This window comes from Aliamphritea spongicola, from assembly GCF_017051665.1.
Classification (GTDB): Bacteria; Pseudomonadota; Gammaproteobacteria; order Pseudomonadales; family Balneatricaceae; genus Amphritea; species Amphritea spongicola.
In genome coordinates, this window is sequence record NZ_JAFIDL010000006.1 from 78,253 (window position 1) to 101,943 (window position 23,691).

General features: G+C 52.9%; 18 protein-coding genes. 11 read left to right on the plus strand and 7 right to left on the minus strand.

From position 1 onward, the window contains the following. Window positions 1–309 precede the first annotated feature (309 nt). Window positions 310–852 (minus strand): hypothetical protein, encoded by a 543-nt coding sequence (locus tag JYB63_RS16725; RefSeq protein WP_205659050.1) that lies wholly within the window; start codon window positions 850–852, stop codon window positions 310–312. Window positions 853–1,486: 634 nt separating this feature from the next. After that, a complete protein-coding gene (locus tag JYB63_RS16730; protein WP_205659051.1) occupies window positions 1,487–2,095 on the minus strand; it encodes a helix-turn-helix domain-containing protein in 609 nt (202 codons plus the stop codon). Between the two features lie 154 nt (window positions 2,096–2,249). Between JYB63_RS16730 and tdh the strand changes: the two genes are divergently transcribed. Together tdh and kbl are read left to right on the plus strand one after the other, a co-directional pair. Further along, window positions 2,250–3,278 (plus strand): L-threonine 3-dehydrogenase, encoded by a 1,029-nt coding sequence (gene tdh / locus JYB63_RS16735; RefSeq protein WP_205659052.1) that lies wholly within the window; start codon window positions 2,250–2,252, stop codon window positions 3,276–3,278. A gap of 3 nt (window positions 3,279–3,281) precedes the next feature. Then, on the plus strand, window positions 3,282–4,472 hold the full coding sequence (gene kbl, locus JYB63_RS16740) for a glycine C-acetyltransferase (RefSeq protein ID WP_205659053.1): 1,191 nt from the start codon (window positions 3,282–3,284) through the stop codon (window positions 4,470–4,472). 219 nt (window positions 4,473–4,691) lie between these two features. On the opposite strand, the gene JYB63_RS16745 is transcribed toward kbl, so the two are convergent. Then, window positions 4,692–5,648, minus strand: coding sequence for a GlxA family transcriptional regulator (locus tag JYB63_RS16745; protein ID WP_205659054.1), 957 nt, complete (start codon window positions 5,646–5,648; stop codon window positions 4,692–4,694). 140 nt (window positions 5,649–5,788) lie between these two features. Here JYB63_RS16745 and JYB63_RS16750 point away from each other — a divergent pair, with 140 nt between their 5' ends. Together JYB63_RS16750 and JYB63_RS16755 are read left to right on the plus strand one after the other, a co-directional pair. After that, window positions 5,789–6,340, plus strand: a complete 552-nt coding sequence (locus JYB63_RS16750) for a cysteine hydrolase family protein (RefSeq protein ID WP_205659055.1) — start codon at window positions 5,789–5,791, stop codon at window positions 6,338–6,340. Between the two features lie 132 nt (window positions 6,341–6,472). Continuing rightward, a complete protein-coding gene (locus JYB63_RS16755; RefSeq protein WP_205659056.1) occupies window positions 6,473–6,844 on the plus strand; it encodes a YybH family protein in 372 nt (123 codons plus the stop codon). Between the two features lie 55 nt (window positions 6,845–6,899). Here JYB63_RS16755 and JYB63_RS16760 read toward each other — a convergent pair whose 3' ends face one another. The 3 genes from JYB63_RS16760 to JYB63_RS16770 all read right to left on the minus strand — a co-directional run bounded on the left by JYB63_RS16760 (window position 6,900) and on the right by JYB63_RS16770 (window position 11,750). After that, window positions 6,900–8,408: a hypothetical protein gene (locus JYB63_RS16760; protein WP_205659057.1), complete on the minus strand. Its 1,509-nt coding sequence runs from the start codon at window positions 8,406–8,408 to the stop codon at window positions 6,900–6,902. 129 nt (window positions 8,409–8,537) lie between these two features. Beyond that, the gene (locus tag JYB63_RS16765; RefSeq protein WP_205659058.1) at window positions 8,538–9,044 is read right to left on the minus strand and encodes a nuclear transport factor 2 family protein; all 507 of its coding nucleotides are present in this window, start codon (window positions 9,042–9,044) and stop codon (window positions 8,538–8,540) included. 273 nt (window positions 9,045–9,317) lie between these two features. Then, on the minus strand, window positions 9,318–11,750 hold the full coding sequence (locus JYB63_RS16770) for a HEAT repeat domain-containing protein (protein ID WP_205659059.1): 2,433 nt from the start codon (window positions 11,748–11,750) through the stop codon (window positions 9,318–9,320). A 417-nt stretch (window positions 11,751–12,167) separates the two neighbouring features. On the opposite strand from JYB63_RS16770, the gene JYB63_RS16775 reads away from it, so the two are divergent. The 4 genes from JYB63_RS16775 to JYB63_RS16790 are packed head-to-tail and all read left to right on the plus strand — an operon-like array spanning window position 12,168 to window position 17,863. Then, complete coding sequence (locus JYB63_RS16775) at window positions 12,168–13,280, plus strand: cytochrome-c peroxidase (protein WP_205659060.1); 1,113 nt, start codon at window positions 12,168–12,170, stop codon at window positions 13,278–13,280. Window positions 13,281–13,295: 15 nt separating this feature from the next. Further along, window positions 13,296–14,570 (plus strand): cytochrome c peroxidase, encoded by a 1,275-nt coding sequence (locus JYB63_RS16780; RefSeq protein WP_205659061.1) that lies wholly within the window; start codon window positions 13,296–13,298, stop codon window positions 14,568–14,570. After that, window positions 14,567–15,145, plus strand: coding sequence for an arsenate reductase (azurin) small subunit (locus JYB63_RS16785; protein ID WP_205659062.1), 579 nt, complete (start codon window positions 14,567–14,569; stop codon window positions 15,143–15,145). The genes JYB63_RS16780 and JYB63_RS16785 overlap by 4 nt, the downstream gene beginning before the upstream one ends. A gap of 12 nt (window positions 15,146–15,157) precedes the next feature. Further along, window positions 15,158–17,863, plus strand: coding sequence for an arsenate reductase (azurin) large subunit (locus tag JYB63_RS16790; protein ID WP_205659063.1), 2,706 nt, complete (start codon window positions 15,158–15,160; stop codon window positions 17,861–17,863). A gap of 125 nt (window positions 17,864–17,988) precedes the next feature. Here the strand turns inward: JYB63_RS16790 and JYB63_RS16795 are convergent, their stop codons facing one another. After that, window positions 17,989–18,531: a YqiA/YcfP family alpha/beta fold hydrolase gene (locus JYB63_RS16795; protein WP_205659064.1), complete on the minus strand. Its 543-nt coding sequence runs from the start codon at window positions 18,529–18,531 to the stop codon at window positions 17,989–17,991. A 371-nt stretch (window positions 18,532–18,902) separates the two neighbouring features. Between JYB63_RS16795 and JYB63_RS16800 the strand changes: the two genes are divergently transcribed. The 3 genes from JYB63_RS16800 to JYB63_RS16810 all read left to right on the plus strand — a co-directional run bounded on the left by JYB63_RS16800 (window position 18,903) and on the right by JYB63_RS16810 (window position 23,591). After that, the gene (locus tag JYB63_RS16800) at window positions 18,903–21,086 is read left to right on the plus strand and encodes an EAL domain-containing protein (protein ID WP_205659065.1); all 2,184 of its coding nucleotides are present in this window, start codon (window positions 18,903–18,905) and stop codon (window positions 21,084–21,086) included. Window positions 21,087–21,219: 133 nt separating this feature from the next. Next, window positions 21,220–22,125, plus strand: coding sequence for a bestrophin family protein (locus JYB63_RS16805; protein WP_205659066.1), 906 nt, complete (start codon window positions 21,220–21,222; stop codon window positions 22,123–22,125). A 155-nt stretch (window positions 22,126–22,280) separates the two neighbouring features. Then, a complete protein-coding gene (locus JYB63_RS16810; protein ID WP_205659067.1) occupies window positions 22,281–23,591 on the plus strand; it encodes a DUF945 family protein in 1,311 nt (436 codons plus the stop codon). The last annotated feature ends 100 nt before the right edge of the window (window positions 23,592–23,691 follow it).

Consider the following 23,691-nt stretch of genomic DNA (forward strand, 5'->3'; position numbering starts at 1 on the left):
ATGCTGCGGAACTCGGCCGCTCCGCGTCCTCAGACAGTCCTCGCATTATTCCATTTTAAAACTCCGATGCTCGGCTGCACAGAAGGGGAAGCGGGGTGCCAGCCTCAGGTATGTGCTTTGTGATGGGCAAAAGACAAGATCTGACTTCATTTATCATTACGGTAGCTTAAAATCGTTATCTGTTTTACTCGAATCTGTTCTTAAGTATAACGTTACAACAAGCTGCCTAGTGAGTGCTGTTACATTTGATTGCAGTTTCTCGCCGCCTCAGCAGGATTTATTGGGTTAGGTCAAATTGGGTTGTTAGGCTTAAAGTACATATTGTGGTTTTTCAAGTGCTTTAGTTTGGGCTAGCAATTCTTCATATTCAGGGTATTGATCAGAAATATACATGAGTATCAGCTGGGCACAGTCTTCTATATACGGCATTCGAGACTCTATTTCCCTGTATAAATCGATATCCTCTTTCTCTGAGTTTTCTAGAAATTCATCTACCAAATTATCGAAGTTACGAATCTTGAGTGCTAGCTGATGTAGGTTACGAATATGTTCAGCAGAAAGAAATCCAAACAAGCTTGCGTCTTCGGATACTCTTAACTTTCCATATTTAGCACGCTTTAGTCGACGTATTACTTCCCCCATATTCTTCATATCTTCATCGAAATAGCGTATGGGGGCTAAAGTGTAGCTAAAATGAAAAGTAACACTAAGCAGCTCTCCTGCTAGAAGCCGGAGGTTCTCTTCTCGTCTATTTCTCTCTGCTAATTTTGAGATTCTTGAAGTCCAGTAGATGTTTATAACCGTTGCTAAAATCGCACCGATAGCAATCCCAAACGTAACATCAATAGTCAATAGATTCTCCTGAAACTCTAATTATGGATAAGTGAAGAGTAGAATAAGTGACGTGAGTTTTAAAAAAAAATTGTTCTATAGAAGAAAAACGGAAGAGGGGAAATCTGTTTGAACTACCCAAAAACAAATATTTTCAAGCCGCACTTACAGTACTTAACTCTTAATTACTCACGGGTACTTCATCCATCCCTATAGCTTGGAATATACAGCAGCAAAGTGTTTGATTGCCATAGGCTTTTAAGATGACTTTGACTTGTCGCAAGCAGTAGCGCCGTGCCGGTTGGCACGGTTTCATGCTTCCCCTTCTGCGTAGCCGAGTATTGCAGCGAGTAACAGATCAGCCGGATGAATTGTTTGAGAGCGCGAAGCGGTCGAGTTTTCAGGAGGCCTGTTGCTCGCGAAACACGCAGGGAATCTGGCGAAGCCAGACAAGCGGTGGGGCGGCCTTTAGATTCTTAAGACCTTTAGCCGTTTAAAGGTCTTGAGTCGACGAAGTCGAAAAAGATCATCTGAAGAAAAGAATTATTACGTAAGTAATGAAGAACACATAACTCACAAAGCGTTTACCCAACAGTGAAAAGCAGACATAAAAAAGCAGCCACTAAGGACTGCTTTCTACTATCAAAGAAAAATATCAAACATTATCCGGATGATCCGTCAGATCCCACTCATAGCCAATGGCATTCGGCTCTTCCAGACAAATCACCATATATAACAACGCCTCTTCGTCACTGCGGTTGATAATGCAGTGGTTCTGATCCGCCTGATAATACGCGGTATCGCCCTCTTCCATATCCCGGTTGTCGCTGCCGGAAATTACCGTCACCTTGCCCTTGTGGGCAGTAAGAATCTCCCGGGTGCCACGGAAATGGGGCTTGGAGTTCAGGGTAGCGGCAGGTGCCAGACGCAGGCGGTAGAACTCAGTGGTGGAATTCGGTGGCGTCAGCATTTGCACGAAACCGTTTTCATCGTCGCGCATGACGTTGTCGTCGGCGTCGTGGGGCACCACTTCAATACTTGGCTGGGTCCAGGGTTCTTCCACCAGTTCGGCAATGGATATATTCAGCGCCTGGGCGACCCGGCAGGTCACTGCCAGTGTCGGGTTGGCTTTACCCCGCTCGATCTGGCTCAGCATTGAACGGCTGACACCTGACTGCTCAGCCAGCTGTTCCAGCGTCCACTGATTATCTTTGCGGTATTGTTTGAGCCTGTCTGCCAGGCTTTTCAGGTTTATTTCCGACATCTTTCTTTTGCGCTGATTTACGAAGGAGCCCAATGCTACGCGTATTTGCGGATTTTTTCCATATGTCGTTTTTAGGATATTAGAAAAAAATCTTGCATATTGTACTTTCTTGAGTAAGTATGCAGGAAAATTTTCCAATATATGAGAAGTGGCGATGAAAGCACTGGTTAAATCGAAGGCAGAAGTAGGCCTTTGGATGGAACAGGTACCGATGCCTAAAATCGGTATTAACGATGTTCTGGTCAAAGTACAGCGTACGGCGATTTGCGGTACCGATGTGCATATCTATAACTGGGACGAATGGGCACAGAAAACCATTCCGGTTCCGATGACAATCGGCCATGAATTTGTGGGCGAAATTGTCGATGTAGGTTCCAACGTAGTGGATTTTTATCCTGGCCAGATCGTTTCCGGTGAAGGGCACGTGGTATGCGGCCGGTGCCGTAACTGTATGTCCGGTAAGCGTCACTTCTGTAATCACACGTCCGGTATCGGGGTAAACCGCACCGGTGCGTTCGCTGAGTATATTGCTGTGCCAATGGCGAACGTCTGGGTTCACCGCCCGGATATTGATAAAGACATCGCCGCTATATTCGATCCGTTTGGTAACGCAACCCACACTGCGCTGCAGTGGCCGTTACTGGGTGAGGACGTGCTGATCACCGGTGCCGGGCCTATCGGCTGTATGGCGGCAGCGGTCTGTAAACATGCCGGTGCCCGTAACATTGTAGTGACCGATCACAACCCGTTCCGTCTGGATCTGGCCCGCAAGCTGGGGGCTACTCGTCTGGTGAATATCATGGACGAGAAGCTGGATGATATTCAGAAAGAGCTGGGCATGGTGGAAGGTTTCGATGTGGGTCTGGAAATGTCCGGCAGCCCGGCGGCACTGAACGACATGATCGCCAACATGAACCACGGCGGTAAGATTTCCGTTCTGGGTATTCCGAATCAGGATACCAACATCGACTGGAACCGGGTGATCTTCAGCATGCTGACGATTAAAGGTATTTACGGCCGTGAGATGTACGACACCTGGTACAAGATGTCCATGATGGTGGAAACCGGTCTGGATCTCAGCCAGGTCATTACGCACCGGATGCACTACACAGAATTTCAACAGGGCTTTGACGCAATGCTCAGCGGACAGGCAGGTAAAGTAATCCTGAACTGGGAGGATTAAACAATGCAGGCGAATACAAGACAACATTACGCCGATCAGTTAGCGGCGATTCGCGATGCGGGTTTATACAAGAATGAGCGTGTCATTGCCGGTGCACAGAATGCCAATGTGCCGCTGCAGGACGGTTCACAGGTACTGAACCTGTGTGCCAATAACTACCTGGGGCTGGCCCAGCATCCGGAAGTAAACCGGGCAGCCCGTGAAGGTCTGGAAGAGTTTGGTTACGGCATGGCGTCGGTTCGCTTTATCTGCGGCACCCAGACTATCCATAAGCAGCTGGAAGACAAACTGACTGATTTCCTGGGCACAGAAGATACTATTCTGTATCCGTCCTGTTTTGATGCTAACGGTGGTCTGTTTGAAACCATTTTGACCGCTGACGATGCGGTGATCTCAGATGCCCTGAACCACGCCAGTATCATCGACGGTGTGCGGCTGTGTAAGGCGAAGCGTTACCGCTACGCCAATAACAATATGCAGCAGCTGGAAGAAGCCCTGCAGCAGGCGGATGCTGACGGGGCACGGATCAAGCTGATCACCACCGACGGTGTGTTCTCAATGGACGGCTATGTGGCTCAGCTGGATAAAATCTGTGATCTGGCGGACAAGTACGGTGCGATGGTCCATGTGGATGATTGCCACGCCACCGGTTTTGTCGGCGAGAACGGTCGCGGCAGCCATGAGCACTGCGGTGTGATTGGCCGGATTGATATCCTCACCGGTACCTTGGGTAAAGCCCTGGGCGGTGCCAGTGGCGGTTATACCAGTGGCCGTAAGGAAATTGTCGAGTTGCTGCGTCAGCGCTCCCGTCCGTATCTGTTTTCCAATACGGTCGCGCCTCCGGTGGTTGCCGGTGCCATTAAAGCGCTGGATCTGGTCAGTGAGTCGGCGGATATCCGCGGTCAGCTGAAAGAGAATACCCAGTACTACCGTAAAAAACTTAAAGAGGCCGGGTTTGAAATTCTGCCGGGCGACCATCCAATCGTACCGATCATGCTGTACGACGCGAAGGTAGCCGCTGAGTTTGCCGAACGGGCCCTGAAACATGGTATTTACGTGATTGCCTTCTCTTACCCGGTGGTACCGCAGGGTAAGGCCCGTATCCGGACGCAGGTATCTGCCGGCCACAGCCGCGAAGATATCGACCGGGTGCTGGATGCATTCCGTAAAGTAATGCAGGAAATGAACCTGTAATACGTAACGACTTTGGTCCCCTTTAGATCAGACTTTTTGTCCGATTTCCAAAGCAGCGCTGCTCTGCCCTAAAAAGCCTTACCCCGGGCAGCGCGCACAGGTTATCCGGATTACCTGCCGGGTAACGAGCCTTGTGCCCTCGCGTTCTCCACCGTGAAGTAGCCTGAGCGGTGGAGGGCGCAATTTTTTCATCGTATTCCTGAAAACTTTCTTCTCTTTCTAACTGAACCGTCCCCTGAATTCCTTAGGGGTTAATCCGGTGGTCTTTATAAAAATCTTGCGGAAGGCGCTGGTGTCTTCGTAACCGACCTGTTCGGCGATGGCTTCTATGGTATCGGCACTGGCTTCCAGCAGGTCACAGGCTTTCTGAATTCTCAGCCGTTGCAGGTACTGCATGGGTTTCAGGCCCGTAGCTTTGACAAAGCGGCGTAAGAAGGTCCGTTCACTCAGGTGGACCATCTCCGGTAAATCACTGATGCTGATATGTTCATGGAAGCAGGCTTGCAGATGGTGCTGGGTTTTCAGCACCAGCCGGTCACCGTGGTCCAGTTTGGGGTTAAAACTCTGGTAATAGCGCTGTTCCCGCGCGCCGGTATCAATGATCAGATACTTGCCCAACTGACGCATGATTTTTGGCTGGGTGAACTGGGCCACCAGTTCCAGCCCCAGATCCATCCAGGCCATCAGGCCGCCGGCGGTGATGATGTCGCCGTCGTTAATCAGAATCTTGTTGATATCCAGCTTTACCTGCGGGTAGTCAGTGGCAAAACGTTCTGCCAGATCCCAGTGGGTGGTGGCCGGTCGGCCATCGAGAATGCCACTGGCTGCCAGCAGAAAAGCCCCCGCACAGACTGAACATACCACCGCGCCCTGACTGTGATGTTGTTGCATCCAACGGTTCAGATGGGCATCCGGTTGCAGGTGATATTTGCCTTCCAGACAGGGGGTCATGATCAGCACCTGCAAGTGGTGATCTTCATAACCGCCTCCGGCGATATCTTCCGGGGTGAGCAGAATCACTTCGAATTCCCGCTCAAAGCCGTTCTGCGCGCAGATCCGGTTGGCCAGCAGGAAGATTTCCCTGAGCCCCTGGACGGCAGACAGCATGGCCCCGGGGTAGTTAATGATGCCGATTTTGATCAGGGATTTATCCGCTAACTGTGAAGAATTAGCCATTTGTCAGTTTTAGCCTGTTTTGTGCCAGTTTTGACTTTAGTCTAGCGCCTTGTACCGGGCAATAATAGTCCCATATTCAGGGCGCCTTAAATCATTCCCGGGACTTAACGCAGAACATCTTCTTTCAGAGGTACTGGCCAATGGCTAAAACAGCATTATTACTGATCGATTTTCAGAACGATTATTTCCGGGGCGGCAAATGGCAACTGGTTGGCACAGAAGCCGCCGCGGCACAGGGGGCTAAATTACTGGCTGCCTTCCGTGACAAAGGCTTGCAGGTGGTGCACGTACGGCATGAGTTTCCAACCGATGATGCGCCGTTTTTTCTGCCCGGTTCAGAAGGCGCACAGATTCACCCAAGTGTGGCCCCGCTGGCTGGTGAGCCGGTGGTCCTGAAGCAGCAGATCAACAGCTTCCGGGACACCGAACTGAAGCAGTTACTGGATGAGCAGGGCATTGAGCATCTGGTGATTGTCGGGGCGATGAGTCACATGTGTATTGATGCCGGTGCCCGGGCTGCTGCTGATTTTGGCTACGAAGTGTCGGTTGCCCATGATGCCTGCGCCACGCTGGATCTTAGCTTCGACGGCAAAACCGTCGCCGCGGCTGATGTGCACCATGCGTATATGTCGGCACTCAGTTTTGGTTATGGCCGGGTGGCCAGCACCGATGAGCTGCTTGCTGATCTGTAAGTCTGAGATTTTTGACGACGCTGCCTGCGAATGTGGGCGGCGTTTTCTGCGTTTTTTTTTGCCGTCACCGGCCGGAAACGGTCCGGTGAAAGCCTGTTTGATGTTTACTGTTATTTAACGAAGGAAGAAGTTATGAAAACTAATCATGTTCTGTTAGCGGCGGTACAGGCCGCCAGTGAAAACTGGAAAAATGCGTTTAACAGCGGCGATGCTGCCGGTTGTGCGGCCCAGTATGAAGCGAATGCGGTGATGCATGCCCGGCCGTTCGGCACCTTTACCGGCACAGAAGAAATCCAGGCGTTCTGGACCAAGCTGATTGCCGATGGTTTCAGTGATGTGGAGTACATCGAGCCGAAACTGGAAATGGTGGATGAAACCAGCATGCTGCTGACTTCCGGCTGGAAAATGAATAATGCCCACGGCGTGATTCACCGTGAACTGTGGGTGCTTCAGGATGACGGTACTGCGAAACTGCGTGAAGATGATTTCGAAGCGCAGGGCTGATAGCTGAATAAAAAAGCCGGGAAATCCCGGCTTTTTAATTGCAGCGTTTCGGATATCAGGCTTTGCCGTAGGCACAGCCTTCCGGGAATTGCCACTGATCATTGACGCAGAAGGTGCACTTGCCACTGACCCGTTTCAGGTGACCTGACTGACTGTCGTAGTGCAGATTACCCGCTTCCACTTCTGAATAGAGAGCATCGGCAACCAGTTCTTTGGGTTCATAATGGTGGCCCATCAGTACCTGCCAGGCGGCCGGGTTAATACTGTCTTTCAGGGTGTCGTCTTCGCCCTGCAGATCAATGGGGATGTAGCCCTTGTAGGTTTCCCGTTCAATCTTGTTAGCTTTTTTCAGGGTCAGATAGTCACCGGGATATTCTGCTTTAAATGCCTCCCAGGCCTGTACTGAAAACCGTGACTGGTTATCGAAGTTACTGCCGTAAGAGAAATGTGGTGTGACGATGATCCGGGTTTTAACGGTTTTACCGTTCACCGGATAGCTGACATAGCGCTTACGCAGGCAGGTTTCTTTCATCAGGTCGAACACATCCCGCTGTTCGTCGGAGTCAGGCCGTTTGGTGGTCAGGTCGATACTGGCACTGAAGCTGTCCAGCCCGTCACAGAACATTTTCAGCGAACTGTTACTGACGATGATCAGTACTTCCGGCTGGCTCTGAATGAGCTGATCAAACATAAAGCGTTTTTCCGAGACACAGGTACTGGCAATCCGCTGCTGAGGGATATCGTATTTATCGCTCCAGCCAGGTGAAGCACAGCCGATCATGTCATGCATGCTGACATCTTCCCCCACTTCCAGCGTGTCTTTGGGGATATCCATTCGCTGTTCAAGAATGTTCAGAATCGGCAGGATGCGCTGGTAATAACCCACCGCCTGGGCATAGAGCTGCATGTCGGTGTCTTTCGCCGGGTCTGTCTTAGCGGCGATGATGTCGCCTTTCTTAAAACTGTTAGATGCGAATACCACCGCCCGTTCTTCCGGTATCCAGCCTAGTTCGTAGACGGTTTCTTCGTCGTGGTCGTCATACTGTACCGGGATCTCCATCCAGCGGTGGTCCATGCCCCGGGCCGGGCGCTTTATCTTCCCGTCGGCACGGGCAATGATTTCGCTGCCGGGAATAATGCCCTTGCGCATGTATTCCAGATCGGTCCGTTCCTGAAACACACTGGCGTGGCGGTAGTAATAGGCATAGCTGCCATTGCGGTCAAACCAGGGGTAGGTAAAGTCTGCGCCGTTGTCGTAGGGTTTGAAGGCGCTCAGGTTGGGGTTAATACCAACCGTCATGATAGGGGCTTTGCGGCAGCCCCGCAGGACTGCCGGCTGGATATATTCTGCACCCACGGCCTGTGCTAAATGGGTTTTTTCATGAAACCGGCTGTTGTCCGTCTGAGGTGGCTGATCGCGGATAGCTTCAGGAAATTCTTCGTCCCAGTTAAAAGAGGGGAAAGGCCCGTAGGGTCTGATACCCTGCCAGAACCAGGCACAGCTGGTGCAGGATTTAACGGCGTCGACCAGTTCAACATCGGTCAGGGGAATTCTGTTGCTCATAAGTGACATCCTTTGTTCTTATTTTCGTACAGCTCTTGGCCCTTCTTTTGTAGCAGAAAATGAACAAAAAATATGTGCTGCATGGCCAGTTTGAGCAGAAAACCCCTGAACCCTGAGATGGTTTTAGCTTTATGGCTGCATGGCGTCGTTAACCGGCTGGCTGTCGACGAACTGTTCAAAACCGATGATTTTCTGATCCTTCAGTGTCCACAGGTGGCTGACCCGGGCGCGGAAAGCTTTGCCAGTTTTGTTAAAGGTTCCGGAATAGGTGCCATAGGCCATGACCTTGTCACCGGAGGCAACATAGCCTTCTACGGTGAAACGGTAGTCGGTCCACTCGCTTTCCAGTTGCTGAAAAACCTTGGCAATGTTGCTGAATCCTACATAGGTGCCCGCATAGGGAAAGCCAGCTGCTTCTGTCCAGACAACATCGTCTGCCAGATAGCGTTGCAGGTTAATGGCGTTTTCCGATGAATCTTTACCTTCGTAGGTGAGGGCGATGATTTCCTGATTGCTGAGTTGTTGCACGGTGTTCTCCTGAGCGGTTGTCCGGGTATCCTGAGCCACTGCGACCGGTGAAATGCCGGGGAGTGTCAGGGCTGTGAGTAAAGCGGATATGAGGGCAATACGGGGCATACTGAATATTCCTGTGGTGGATGATGAACAGTGTCAGCCGGTGACACTGCATAAGACAGGAAAAGCCTAATACCGCACCCGGTGAGGATAAACCGGACAGGCAGGGCAGGAGTGTTGCGTAATCCGGTGGAATGATCCGGTCAGGAGCTGAGTTTAATCCGGTTCCTGAATGCCGTAGTTGCTGATCATTCGCCGGAGTTGTCTGGATACTGAGGGAGAGACGGCCCGGCAGCAAGTGAAGCCGTTAGTGCACAGATTGCTGCCGGGAGACGGCTAATTACGGGTCAGATAGCTGAGCATCTGCAGTGCCTTAGGCCGTTGCTGGGCAAAGTCCTCATTAAGAATGGGCGTCAGCAGTAACCTTGCTGCCTGATCCGGCGCCAGACTGGCGAGGGTTTCTGCTATTTTGCCGGTCAGTGCTGAGTTGTTCAGCCCCAGCTCCGTCAGTTGGGCAATCAGTGCGGTATCGGTGCTGAGCGGCTTAACGGCCTGTTCGGCAATCAGGTAGTCACAGGTGGCCAGTACTACACCGTCCACCGGGTCCTGCAGGCATTCCAGAACCACCCGGATAACCGAGTCCGGAGAGCCGTTGGGGAGTATTTTTTGCAGCGCCCGTAAACTTTCCATGCGCACATTGCTGTCTTCATCCAGCAGGGCCTGTTTCAGAACCGGGAGAGGTTTACGGCTAGCCAGCGCACCCAGTGCCCGGGCTGACATCTGCCGGATCTGATCAGTACCTGCCAGTAACAGTGTGGACAGCGGACCCACTGCATTTTCCAGCGAGCTGAGGCGGTTATCCTGTTCGGCAATCTGTGCCAGGCTGCTGACCACTTCCAGTACATAGTGCGGATCTTCGCAGAGCAGGCCTTTGAGCAACTGATCGATACTGTCATTGCTGACTAGTTTACCCAGTGCCCGGACAGCCAGTAACTGGTTGTTGTAGTCCGGCAGTTTGGCAATTTTCTTGCGGTTCAGGTTAAGTTTGCTGCCGGTATCCAGGTGACCGACGACAATGTCACCGAAGGTGTGCATATCATCCGGCAGTTCTTCGACCATTTCCCGGATATGCTCGCCCCGGCCGGTATCTTCTGTCTGGTTTTCACTGTGCAGAGACGCTTCAATATTGGCCAGATTAATAGCATCCAGTGTGGAACGGGGTTTCGGTTTATAGGCTTTGGGGTCATTGTCTGCTGTGGCGTCAGGAAGGGGATACGCTTCTCCGAAACTGGCCAGAATCTGCACCATCCGCTCTTCATCGCTGAGAGGTTGTGGCGGGCTGTCCGGTTCACCGGCGGCGTTAACCATCACGCTCGGAATCATCTGGTCGTCACTGTTATCAGCGGTCGCATCCGCGTCTGCCAGCTGTTGCTGCAGTTTGTCTGAACAGATGTCTTCACCGGCCAGATACAAAGTCAGTAAATCAGCACAGCTGAAGCGGTTCTTCACGGTGGGTTTCTGCGCCAGCTGTACCAGCGTTTCCATGACTACCTGACGCATGGCAGCGGTTTCACTCCGCAACAGGTTATTCAGGGGGATCAGGCAGTTCTGCGGATTGTTGGACAGATGCGCCAGCGCCGACACCAGATTGCGCCGGGTGGTCAGGGGCAGGCCGGTTTCTTCTATACGTTCCAGAATCCGTTGCTGGGCATCGCTGATGCGGACTTTATGCAACAGCTGTACGGCGGCTTCAATTTCTTCGCCATCAGCTGAGTTGAGGCTTTCCCGGACGGCGCTTTCCAGCGAGGATTGATCCTGTGTGTCTTCATGTAAACGCGTCTGGCTGATTAACTGATCGAGGGCATTCAGAATCAGTCCCCGTCCCCGGGCATCAAGCTGTTGGTGGAGTTCGGTGAATTTTTCCGGCGTCAGGTGTTTACTGTGATAGGGCTGAAGCTGCGGCAGCATTGTTTGTGCTGCGTTCAGTGCCTGCTGGCGTACATCGGCGTCCTGATCTTTCAGCAGATACAGCAGGTCGATGAAGTACTTCATAGCCTGCCGCTGGCCAATCGCCTGAGCCGCGTGGCTGCGGACGTCCGGCTGGTCGTGACGCAGGCCTTTGAATATGGCAATCAGGCTGGCGTCACAGTCGCACTGGCCCAGCGCATTCATGCTGCGGCGGACAATCCGGGGCTGGTTGCTCCGGCTCAGTTCGATGACCGCACTGATACCCGGTTCACCGCAGCAGCTGAGGGCCCGCAGAATATCCGCTTCAATATCCAGAGGCTCTTCTTCCAGCACGTTTAACAGCACGGGTACCGCATCACTGTGACCAAGCCGGCCGAGGGCGTTAATGGCGTTCAGCTGGATGTCCCACCAGTCATCCCATTCTTCCACAAAATCATTGGCGGTGGGGTTACCTTTCGCCCAGCTGAGCAAGGCTGCCAGTGCGGCGGGCTGGTCCAGTCTGGCCAGGGCATTTGCCGCCGCTGCTTTGGCATCCCCTTCAGGGTGCTGTTCAACAACGGCTATTAGCCGGCTGATCAGATCCTCGGTATCCGTGGTGGGTTTCAGGTTGCCCAGTGCCTCGGCGGCATCAACACAGACATCGATATCTTCGTGGTAGAGGTTGTCCAGCAGTGCCTGAAGGCTGTTGTGGGCACCGCTCTGGCCTGCTGCTTTCGCCGCGTAGCAGCGGTCAGCTTCATCGCCCTGAGTCAGCAGGTGGTTGAGTACCTGATTGAATTGGTCGCGCACTGCAATAGACATAACGAATCCTCTTCTGAGCTGAGGGGCTGAAAAACAGCGAATACCGGCGGTGAATTTTCAGTTTATGCCATTGTTTGCCCCGATCTGTTGATGTGCATCAAGGGCATGAGCGTTGTTGCTACCGGGAAGAATCAGTTCATTTATAGTCGACAGTGCAGGATTGAACGAAACGTTAAATCAGACGGGCAGGCTGCCCGGAATATTGTATAAAACGTTACATTGTTACTGCGCTGTACAATGACGTTACTTATTATAGTTTGTTGTTTTTATTTGATTTTATCTCGTTTCTTGTGAGCTGTTACTGATCCTGCGAAGACATATCCGCAATGTGTTTGCCACGCAACGGACGCTTCACCTAAGCGCCATACGTCGCCATATGACATCACAGGGTAAGCAATCACGAGGTGAGAAATCGCAATGAGAATTCGGCAAAGTAAACAACGCCCCTGGCTGGTCGCCGGTATAGTGGCCGCGGCGTTTACGGCAGCGGGTCTGCAAGCTGCTGAAGATGATTCACGGCAGCTGACACCGCTGAAAACTGATCCGGCGAAAGCGGCGTTGGGTAAGCGGTTGTTTTTTGATAAGCGCCTTTCCGGTGACACTGCACTGAGCTGTGCCAGCTGTCACCAGCCTGAGAATGGCTACTCCTATCCTGAAGCCCTGTCGCCGGGGTATCCGGGCAGCGGACATTTCCGTAACAGCCCGACACTGATCAATACCGTCTATAAGGATCAGTGGTTTCACGATGGCCGTTTGGGTACCAACCTGAACGATGTGACCCGTGAAATGATCACCGAAGATTACCTGATGAACATGGATATGCGTCTGATGCAGGAGCGTATCAAGCAGGATCCGGTGTATGTACAGATGTTCAAAGACGCCGGCTACGGCGAACCTTCCAACGGCTCCGTCCGTAAGGCCATACCGGAATATCTGAAGACCCTGACCTCCCGGAATGTTCCTTTTGATAACGGTACCCTGAGTGATGCCGCCAAGCGGGGGCAGGCACTGTTTGAAGGTAAAGCCGGCTGTAACCAGTGTCATACAGGTCCGCTGTTTTCCGACGGCGAAGCCCATAACACCGGAGTGGCCGAAAACTTTGATATCTTCCTTGATCCCCAGCGGCATCAGGCATTCCTTGCCTTCAATATGTTTATGGGCAATGAGAACTATATGAACCTGAAGCGTGATGTGGGTGCCCATGTTCAGGGCCATAAGGCAGACGGTTCAGATATCGGTAAGTTCATGACGCCGACCTTGCGCGAACTGAAATACAGCGCCCCTTATATGCACAATGGCACCCTGCAGACTTTGCAGGAAGTGGTGTCCTTCTATAACGACGGTGGTGGTGTGGACAGCAACAAGAGCCCGCTGATAAAGCCACTGGGTTTGTCTGTTAAGGAACAGGGAGATCTGGTGAGCTTCCTTGAGGCGCTGTCCGGTGATCCGCTGAATACCCCGGAGCATGTCTGGCAGGCTGATGATTACAGCTATCAGGTCATAGAGAACTGGCAGAGCGTCAGGAACTGAGGGGGGATGCGAATCATGAAACTTAACCGAAAAGCCCGACTGTTTGCCATGACAGTTGCCGTCAGTACCGCTGCCTGTTCTTCCGTTAATGCCGACAGCAAAGGTGTTGCCGAAAATGCTATGTCTGAGGTGTCTGTTGCCATCGCCGATGCGATGCGTGCCGGTCAGAATCAGCCTGCCAAAACCATTCAGTTCGGTGATCAGACATATCCTGCACTGGCTGCGTTAGGGCCCGTGCCGGTACCGCCGGATAATCCGATGACTGATGAAAAAGTCGAGTTGGGCAAGATCCTGTTCTTCGACGGCCGTTTAGGCGGTGACGGCTCTACGTCCTGTGCCAGCTGTCACGTGCCTTCTATGGGCTGGGACTGGCCGGATGATATATCTCTGGGATACCCGGGCACTGTTCACTGGCGCAATTCCCAGACCATCATTAACTCCGCCTATTACGACAAGTTGTTCTGGGCAGGTTCATCCAAATCACTGGAAGCCCAGGCCCGCTCCGCGGCAAAAGGTGGCGTTGCCGGTAACGGTGAGAACGACATCATGGAAGCCCGGCTGGCGCTGATTCCTGAATACCGTCAGCGGTTTAAGGATGTTTTTGGCGATAACTGGCCGAAAATCGGCAACGCCTGGATGGCCATTGCTGCCTACGAGCGGACCCTGGTGCAGCGGGATACACCGCTGGATAACTACCTCAACGGTGATGAAAGCGCCCTGACCGACGAGCAGCTGGCAGGTAAAGAACTGTTCGAAGGTAAGGCCGGTTGTGTGCAGTGTCATAACGGCGCGCTGGCCTCTGACCAGAAGTACTACAACATCGGAGTGGCACCGCTGGACCGCTGGGAAGATGATGCACTGGCGCAGATTACTTTCCGCTATGAGCTGTATGCCAAAGGTTCAACAGAAGAGATGTACCGTAAAACCAAGGCGGACCCGGGCGTTTACTTCCGGGGCAAACTGCCTGCCATGAAGGGTAAGTTCCGTACGCCGTCGCTGCGTTATATCAAATATACCGCGCCGTATATGCATAACGGTTCCGTTGAAACCCTGGAAGACGTGATCGACTTCTACAACAAGGGCGGGATTACCCGGGCCGGCACAACCACTGCTTTTCCGCAGACCAAGTCTGAGCTGATCCGGCCACTGGGGCTGACCAGAGAAGAAAAGCAGCAGTTACTGGCCTTCCTGGATGCATTCAGCGGCGAGAAGCTGAAGACCAAACGTCCGACACTGCCACCTTATGAGCCGCTGTTCTCTGAGCAAGAACTGCAGGAGGCGAAAAAATGAGCATTGATAAGTCTAAGCAAACCGCCGAAGAGCACGGTAAATGCATGCTGACCCGGCGGAAATTCCTGATGTATTCCGGTACTGCTGCGGCAGCCAGCAGTGTTATTACCCTGAATATGTTCCCCGGCACAGCCATGGCCCGTGACATGCAGGCCGAAGTGACCACTTATCCGCGGATGCTGGTGGCGAAGCTCAGCGAACTGAAAGATAACCAGCCGGTGGATTTTAATTACCCGGATGACGGCCCGAATTCCCAGGCCATGCTGGTGAAAATGGGGGTTCAGGGGGGCGGCGGCGTCGGTGATGATCAGGACGTGGTTGCCTTCAGTTATATGTGCACTCATCAGGGTGGCCCGTTGCAGAACGAATACAAAGTGGTGGATGAGCACCGGGTGCTGGGGCAGTGCCCGTTCCATCTGTCGACCTTCGATCTGCGCCGTCACGGCATTATTGTTTCCGGCCAGGCGTATGAAAGCCTGCCGCAGGTACTGCTGGAGGTGGACGGCGACAACGTTTATGCCGTTGGCATTATGGGCCTGCTGTTTGGCCGCGTTGACAATAAGCTGGCTGGTTAGAGGGAGCGCATCATGACAACTAATTTTTATATCCCGGAAGATCATGCACCGTTACCGCCAAAAGATGCTGAGGTACTGACAACCGCCTGTGATTACTGCATCGTAGCCTGTGGTTATAAGGTTTACCGCTGGCCGCTGGAGAAAGCTAATGGCGGGATGAAGGCCAGTGAAAACGCCTTTGGAATTGATTTCCCGTCAGCGCCATTGCAGGCCTGGGTGGCACCGTCGCAGCATAATGTGGTGATGCATAAAGGTAAGCCGCATAACATCGTGATTGTGCCGGACAAAGACACCAAGCATGTCAACCGCAATGGCGATTCTTCCATGCGCGGCGGGATGATCGCCCAGAAGGTTTACAACCCGGCGAATGCGACCCGTGACCGTCTGACCCAGCCGCTGATCCGTATAGGCGGTACCCTGCAGCCGGTGACCTGGGAGATGGCACTGGAAATTGCGGCCGAAATTGGCAAGTACGTGTTGGATAAGCACGGTGAATCTGCCTATGGTGTGAAGACTTACTCGTACCAGTACATCGAGAATACCTACGCGATTTCCAAGTATGCCCTGCGGCATGTAAATACCCCGAACTTTACCTTCCACGATACCCCGTCGGATGTGACATCCACACCAGGCTTTCGGGATGCGGGCTTTGATAACTTCGGGCCAAGCTATGAAGATTGGGGCAGTGCTGACACTCTGATGATCTGCGGGACTGACCCGTACGAAACCAAAACCATTCTGTTTACCCAGTTCATCATGCCGGCGATTTATTCCGGTATGCAGACGGTGATTCTGAACCCGCGGGAAACCGCCGGTATTGCCTTCATGAAGAAACATGGGGGTCTGCATCTGGATATTAATCCCGGTTCAGACAATCTGGTGCTGGGGGCTATCTCCCGGATCATCATGGAGAACGGCTGGGAAGATTCCGAGTGGATCAGTAAGTGGGTTAACAGTAAGTGGGAGTCTAACTCCGGCTTCGGCCAGGGTACCCGTAACACTCCGTGGCAGTGGCGTACCACCTGGGGCAAGTTCCAGACCAACGGCTTTGAAGACTACAAAAAGTGGGTGTTTGCTCAGCAGGAATATGATCCGAAATACGCGGCTAAGGTTGCCGGTATTGATGTGGATAAGATCTACAAAGCGGCTGAAATGCTGGCTAAGCCGAAGGATGACGGCAGCCGCCGTAAGACCTCCATTGGCATTGAGAAGGGTTTCTACTGGTCTAACAACACCGGTAATACCAATGCCATCAGTTCGCTGGCAACCATTGTTGGTGCTGGTGGCCGTGAAGGACGGGTGGTTGGCCGCTTTGGCGGTCACCAGCGCGGCGGGGTTAAAGGCGGCAAGTTTCCGCGGAATAAGTCGCCGGAGAAAGTGCCGGGCCGGCGTCGCCGGGCACTGGATACTGACCGCTGGCTGTATTCCGGTCATACCCGTTTTGCCCATGTCATCGGTACCACATGGATTCAGTCCATGAGTGGTTCACAGGGCCTGCAGAAGAAGTTCTGGGAGCTGACCACTGCGAATCCGAATCAGGTATACAGCTATGACACACAGGACATTATCGACACCCTGAAAAAACGGGTGGATTCCGGCGGCATGGTGGTGGTGAACCAGGATATTTATCTGCGTGATCCGATTGGCGCCAAGTTTGCTGATATCGTGTTCCCGGCCGCGACCTGGGGCGAAGAAAACTTTATGCGGGCCAACGGCGAACGCCGCTTGCGTTTGTATCAGAAGTTTAATGATGCCCCGGGCCAGGCAAAGCCTGACTGGTGGATCATTGCCCAGCTGGCCAAACGGATGGGGTACGACGGCTTTGACTGGCGCAACGCCAACGAAGTAGCGGAAGAAGCTTCCCGCTTCAGCCGTGGCAGCCGTAAAGACTTCCACATGATTAAGGTTGCCGCCCATAAGGAAGGTAAAACCCTGCACGAAAAATTGCGTGAGTTTGGCACCGACGGTATTCAGGGGCCGGTGATGTATAACTACGACACCGGCGAGCTGGTGGGTACCAAGCGTCTGCATGACACTGAGCTGACGAATAAGCCGGAAGAGCTGGCGGCTATGGGGCTGAAAGATGGCCCCCAGGGGGCCAACGTGCTGGGTAAGAAGTTAACCCACTTCAATTCCCAGACCGGTAAGGTCAACCTGCAGAAACATCCGTGGGGGCTGTTCAGTGATTTCTACGAATGGCTGACGCCGAAGGAGGATGAGCTGTGGTTCAGTAATGGCCGTATCAATGAGATCTGGCAGTCCGGTTTTGATGACGTGGAACGCCGTGCTTATGTGATTCAGCGCTGGCCGGAAAACTGGGTGGAAATCCATCCGGAAGATGCGCAGAAACGGGGCATTGAATCGGGCGACCAGGTGATGATGTATTCCGACCGTGTAGTCGGAGTGAAAGATACCATCCTGGGGGTGCATGCCAATGACTTCCAGTTCTCAGAACTGATGAAAAATGGCCATGTGGAACTGAGCAAAGGGGCGGTGACTGCGGTGGCGATTGTTACCCCGGCGGTGAAGAAAGGCGTGCTCTACGCCAACATGCTGGATATGCGGCAGCCGTCTAATTCCCTGAGTGCCCGGATCGTCGACAACATCAGTGGTAACTACAACTATAAGATGGGTGTCGCGCGGATTCGTAAGCTGGGTGAATCCCAGTATAAGAAGGAGTTCCGCAGCTTCTCGTTTGCACCACGCAATATTGTCTGATCAATATTGTCCGATCTAAGTTTGGTGGGCTGCTATTACTGACTGGACCGGTAATGGCAGCAAGCAAATGCCCCCTGACGCTGGCTTACCTGTGCGGCTTAAGGGGGCATTTTTTTATCTGATGTTTACCTCATAACGCGTCTTATCTCGCTGGCCAGCCAGTGGCCGTCTTCCACCCGGTGACCCCAGTCCTGAAACTGATAATGCCATCCCATTTGTTCACAGAATGCCTGTTGATAATCCGCCGGTATGCTTTCGTCCCGTCGGCCAATAATGATGCTTGCCGGCTGAACGGCTGCACTCAGCGGGGGAAAGGCGTGGAGCATTGGCGGTGTGAAATGGATGAGGCCGCCGCTGGCGTAGTCTTCTGCCGGTTGCTGCAGGTATTTACTCAGGCTTAGTGCCGGTTCAAAGCAGGCATTGACTGCCAGACAGGGAATGCCGGTGAGTTCCGCCAGCTTCAGCGCGTAATACCCGCCCATAGAAGTACCGGCCAGCAGTGCCGGTTGCTGTTCTGTAATCAGCTCAGTCAGCAGGGAAATGCTTGCTGTGTAATCCTGCGGTGCATAATCCGGGGCGGTAATATCCAGCCCTGCATCCCGCAGCGCAAGGGCGGTAGAGGCCTGGCCGCTGGAGCCGAGACCGTGGAGATAAATAACCTTGTGCATAGTCAAAACTCAGGCCGGAGAAAAACCGTATTGTAGATCAACACAAGCACATTTTGATGAGGAATCTGTCGCTAAGGTGTTGTTTACTCTGGTTGGTTTGTTATGGTTTAAGGCAATTGGCGGTAATAGCCGGTGTACAGATGTATCTGACGTCACCGGAGGTTACCGGTGAAACATTCACAGAGAAGCAAAAGCGGCGTGATATAAGCGGACGTCTGAAGGGAGAAGCTGTGAGCTTGCCTGAGTAGTTCCGTTTACTGAAGTACACGCTTTTGGTTTTGGCAGAACCGGCACATCAGGCCGGTTTTTGAATGCCCTGTGTAACGGAAGACATATTCAGGGCTTGGTAAAACGTAATAAGGCTTCGATGCATGTCGCGTTCGTTATATTGGAAAATCACGTCGCCGGTGCTGCTGATAGCACTGGTGGGCACACTGACAGTCTCTCTGGCAGCACCGTATCTGCTAGAGTGGTTTGTCACCAAAACCGCTGTTGATAACGCTCAGCAACAGGCGGCTACCTTCCGCAATATCCGCAATTACTATTCTGAACAGGTGGTTTCCAAGGTAACCGGTTCAGGCAATTTCAGTGTAATGGCGGACCATCAGACTTCTGCTTCAGGGGTGCCGGTGCCGGCAACCTTTCTGATTGAAATGGTTGATTATGACCGGCCTCAGGAGCTGGTAATGACGGACCTTATCAGCCCTTATCCTTTTAAAAACCGCATTGAACGCAAGATGGACGAGTATCAGAAACGGGCCTGGAAAGCGGTGCAGGCAAATCCTGATGAGTTTTATGTAGAGTTACTTGAGCAGGACGGCAAGATGATGGTGCGTGCCGCCCAGGCTGACACCCTGAATGCGCCGGCCTGTGTGGCCTGTCATAACAATCATCCGACATCGCTTAAGAAGGACTGGAAGCTGGGCGACGTGCGCGGTTTACTGGAAGTGAGTACCGTGGTGGATGGCTGGCTCGAGCGGGGCGTCTGGATCAGCCGTACCTTATCCGGGGTAACCCTGCTGGCGTTCGCACTGGTGATGCTGGTGAATTTCCGGGTTGCCCGGCAGGTGTCTGAACCCCTTAACCGGATTTCCGGTTCCCTGCGCAGCTTATCCCGGGGAGAAGACCGGGGGCTTGCCCCGGAGGATTATCAGTACCGGGAAGTGGAGTCACTGGCGGATGCCTTTAACGGTTTCAGTGATAAAGAACGGGAACGTAAACAGCTGGCCACTAAGGTTGAAAAACTGGCCTATACCGATTCGCTGACCGGACTGGCCAACCGGACCGGTTTCCAGCAGGAGCTGGATAAAAGGATGGCTGACAGTGATGCGCGCAAAGTACTGGTACGCATCTGGCTGGTGGATGTGGATCACTTCCGTGATATTAACGATACCCTGGGATATGAAGTGGGCGATAAGGTGCTGGGTATGCTTGCTGAAGCCCTGCAGGCGGCTTTGCCACCGGATACCTTGCTGGCCCGTCTGGGGGAAGATGAGTTCGGAGTTCTGCTGGATGAGGCAGTGGAGACCGCTGACTGGGCTGGCCTGGAACAGATGGCGGAGCAGGTTCAGCAGGCAGTGGCAGAGCAGATATCCGTGGCTGGCCGGACATTACAACTCAGTGCCAGTGTGGGGGCGGCCTGTTCATCTCATGATGCAGCGAACGGTCAGGAACTGATTTTACAGGCCAATATTGCCCTGCATCAGGCGAAGGCGTCCGGACGTAACCGGGCGGTGATTCATTCCCCGGAACTCAGTGAAGCGGTTACCCGGCGGGTGGAACTGGTGCACGATATGCACACCGGTCTGGATCTGGGAGAATTCGTCCCGTTTTATCAGCCGCAGTTTGATTTACAGACCGGTGACCTGATTGGCGCTGAAGCCCTGATGCGCTGGCGGCGTAAAGACGGTTCCCTGATGCCGCCGGGGATGTTTATTCCGGTGGCGGAGCAGTCCAGCCTGATCGTGCCGATGGGTGCGCAGATTATGGAAAATGCCTGCCGTGATTGTCAGGCATGGCAGGCTCAGGGGCTGGCGGGGATCCGGGTGGCAGTCAACGTGTCCAGTGTACAGTTTGCCGATGATGATCTGGCGGTGCTGACGGAGGAGGTGCTGACCCGTACCGGTCTGGAACCTGCATTACTTGAGCTGGAAGTGACGGAAAGCGGCTTGCTGGCGGAAGTGGATGAAGTGATTGCCTCCCTGCAGAAACTTCACGAGCTGGGGATTGAGCTGGCACTGGATGATTTTGGTACCGGCTATTCGTCACTGAGTTATCTGAAAACCCTGCCGGTGGACCGTCTGAAAATTGACCGGGAGTTTGTCCGGGATCTGCTTAACAACTCGGATGATCAGGCAATCCTGAAGATGATTGTTGAGCTGGGGCAGCAGCTGAATCTGAAAATTCTCGCGGAAGGTGTTGAGGAGGCTGAGCAACTGGCACTGTTGAAAGCCAGTGGTTGTCAGGAAGTTCAGGGGTTCTACTATGCCAAACCTCTGCCGTTGGATGAATTTATAGAATTCGCCAGACACTACCGGGTTGAAGTAACCGCGTAAGCATGAATAAAAAACCGCCCTCCGGCGGTTTTTTGGTCTTTGCATCTGAAAATAATCATCCGTCTCTGGTGGTGTATATCTGATATTTACCTGACAATGGAATCCGGTGTCTTAATAACACAGGGGTTTCACCGTGATTATTCGTCCGCAGCCTAAGTCCTGGGAATTATTGTTTATTCATCAGGGATCAATCATCGGCAATGTAATTGGCAAGATTGTATTTTTCACAGGGTTTGCCATCTGTTTGCAGCTTATCCACCATTTTGTACAGCCATTGCCGGATGTTTCTATTACGGCTATGGGAGTGTTCGGCATTGCCCTGTCGCTGTTTCTCGGTTTCCGTAATAACGCCGCTTATGACCGCTGGTGGGAAGCCCGTCAGTTGTGGGGACAGATCATTGCCGACAGCCGGGCTGCCGGGATTGAAGTGAACACTTATATGTCGCAGGCGCAGGTAAGGCGTAACTGGCTGGGTTATCTGCAAATGTTCCTGTATTGCCACCGTCAGCAACTGCGCGGTGAAGCGCTGGACTCGCCACCCCGGGACTGGTGTGATGCGCAGGCTTGTGAGCGAATGCTAAGTGCAGCAAATCCGGCCGCGGCGGCGTTGCAACAGGCCGGTGAATACCTTAACCGCTTACATACGGATGGTGATCTGGATGATTTCGGACGGCTGACGCTGGCGCGGCGGCTGGGTAAGTTTGCCTATGCGCAGGCCGGTAATGAACGCATCGCGTCAACACCGTTACCCTTTGTTTATTCGTTGTTGGTGCGCCGAACAACCTATCTGTACTGTTTGTTGCTGCCATTCGCCCTGACCGGCGAAGTGGGCTGGTTTTCGCCCCTGATTGCGGCGGTGGTGGCCTATGTGTTTTTTGGTTTGCAGGCGGTTACCAATGAGCTGGAGCATCCCTTTGCGGATGTTAAAAACGCCTTGCCCCTCTGTGCGATCACCCGTACCGCTGAGAATGCCATTCTGGAAGCGCTGGGTGAACCGGCCAGACCAGCAATTGAAGCCCGGGATTTTGTGCTGAATTAGTGAATACGTGCTGCAGATGTAGTGCTGGTGGCATAACCGCTTTACAATGGGCCAGCCTGTGGAGGAAAACAGGCAGTTACAGGACAGTAATTTTAAATTATATGGCTGCAGCCTGAAGGCGGGCAGCCCATATCAATGATGATCAGGGATATTAAATGAACAAGGTACTTGTTGCAGGTTTAGTGGTTGCGGTTGGCGCTGCGGGATATGTGGGTGGCGTAGCAGTCACGGCCGGAAAAGTGGATGAGGCCTTCGCTGCGCAGATGGACCAGTTGAGCGTTGCCTATACAGGTCAGGCGGAAGTTAATTATAAAGGCACCTCGGGTATGTTTTCGTCTGACTATCAGGTCAGTGTGAAAATTCTGGATCTGCCGGAAGATCTGGTGGCTGAAATAGGCACCTCAGAATTACTGCTGGATGTGAACTTTAAGCACGGTTTTCTCAACAGCACCAGTACTTCTAAACTGGCGGATACCCAGCTGCGTACCGACCTGAAAGAGATTCAGGCGAATAACGCAGAAGAGTTCTTAACGGCTGAAACCCGCTACAGCTACGACATGGGTAGCGAACAGGTTCTGGTTGACGGTGATTTCCGCCTGGCTGCGCTGGGCTATGCAGAAGCCGGTGAAAGCTTCAGCCTGGCGGCATCTTCCGGTACCTACAGTCTGAAGGGTGATACCTTTGATATCAGTATGGATGTCGGTGAACTGAAGCTGGATGCCAACGAAGGTAACATGGCCCTTAGCGGTGTCAGCCTGACGGAGTCCGGTACCCTGTATGCTGATGATCCGATGATGACGACTGCGTTTGATTTGCTGATCTCTGCGGATACTTTCAGCTTTAAGGATGCTGAGCGGAGCATGGACGTTAAAGGTTTTAACGTCACCGCGGATCAGAAAACTGAAGGTGACCGTACCCTGATCGGTGTGGGTTACGGTGCCAGCGAAATTCAGATTCAGGGCCCGGATATTGAAGAGCAGGTAAGCTTCACGCCGAACATGCACATGGTGTTTGATGTGGACTTCGATGCCTTCTATGGTCTGGCGAAGCAGGTTGGTGAATTACAGCGTACTAATCCGGCACAGCTGGAAGATCCGTTTGTGATGATGGGCATGCTGGGCGGCCTGACCGGAAAAGGTCTGGGGCTGGAGATCGATGATCTGTCCATTGGTCTGAAGGGCAGCAAGGTAAGCGCAACTGCTGATCTGGATATGCAGCCTTTCACCATGGAAGAAGCCATGATGCAGCAACAGGCGTTACTTCAGAAAGTCGATCTGGATGCACAGCTGGTGATTCCGACTGAATTACTGGACGCGATTTCAGCGATTGATCCTGAGTTCGATGCTTCCATGCTGGAAATTGCTGTTCTGCAGGGCATGCTGGTGCAGGATGAGCAGGGCTACCGTGGTGAACTGACTGTTAAAGATGGTCAGGTAGTGCTGAACGGCACGCCGCTGCCACTGTAAGTTTTCCCTTTGCAGGTGCGAAGTGTCGCACCTGCAGTTATACACCCTTCCTCTCTTGCGGTATTATGTCTGCCGCTTTTCCGATAGTTACCGGTGATCC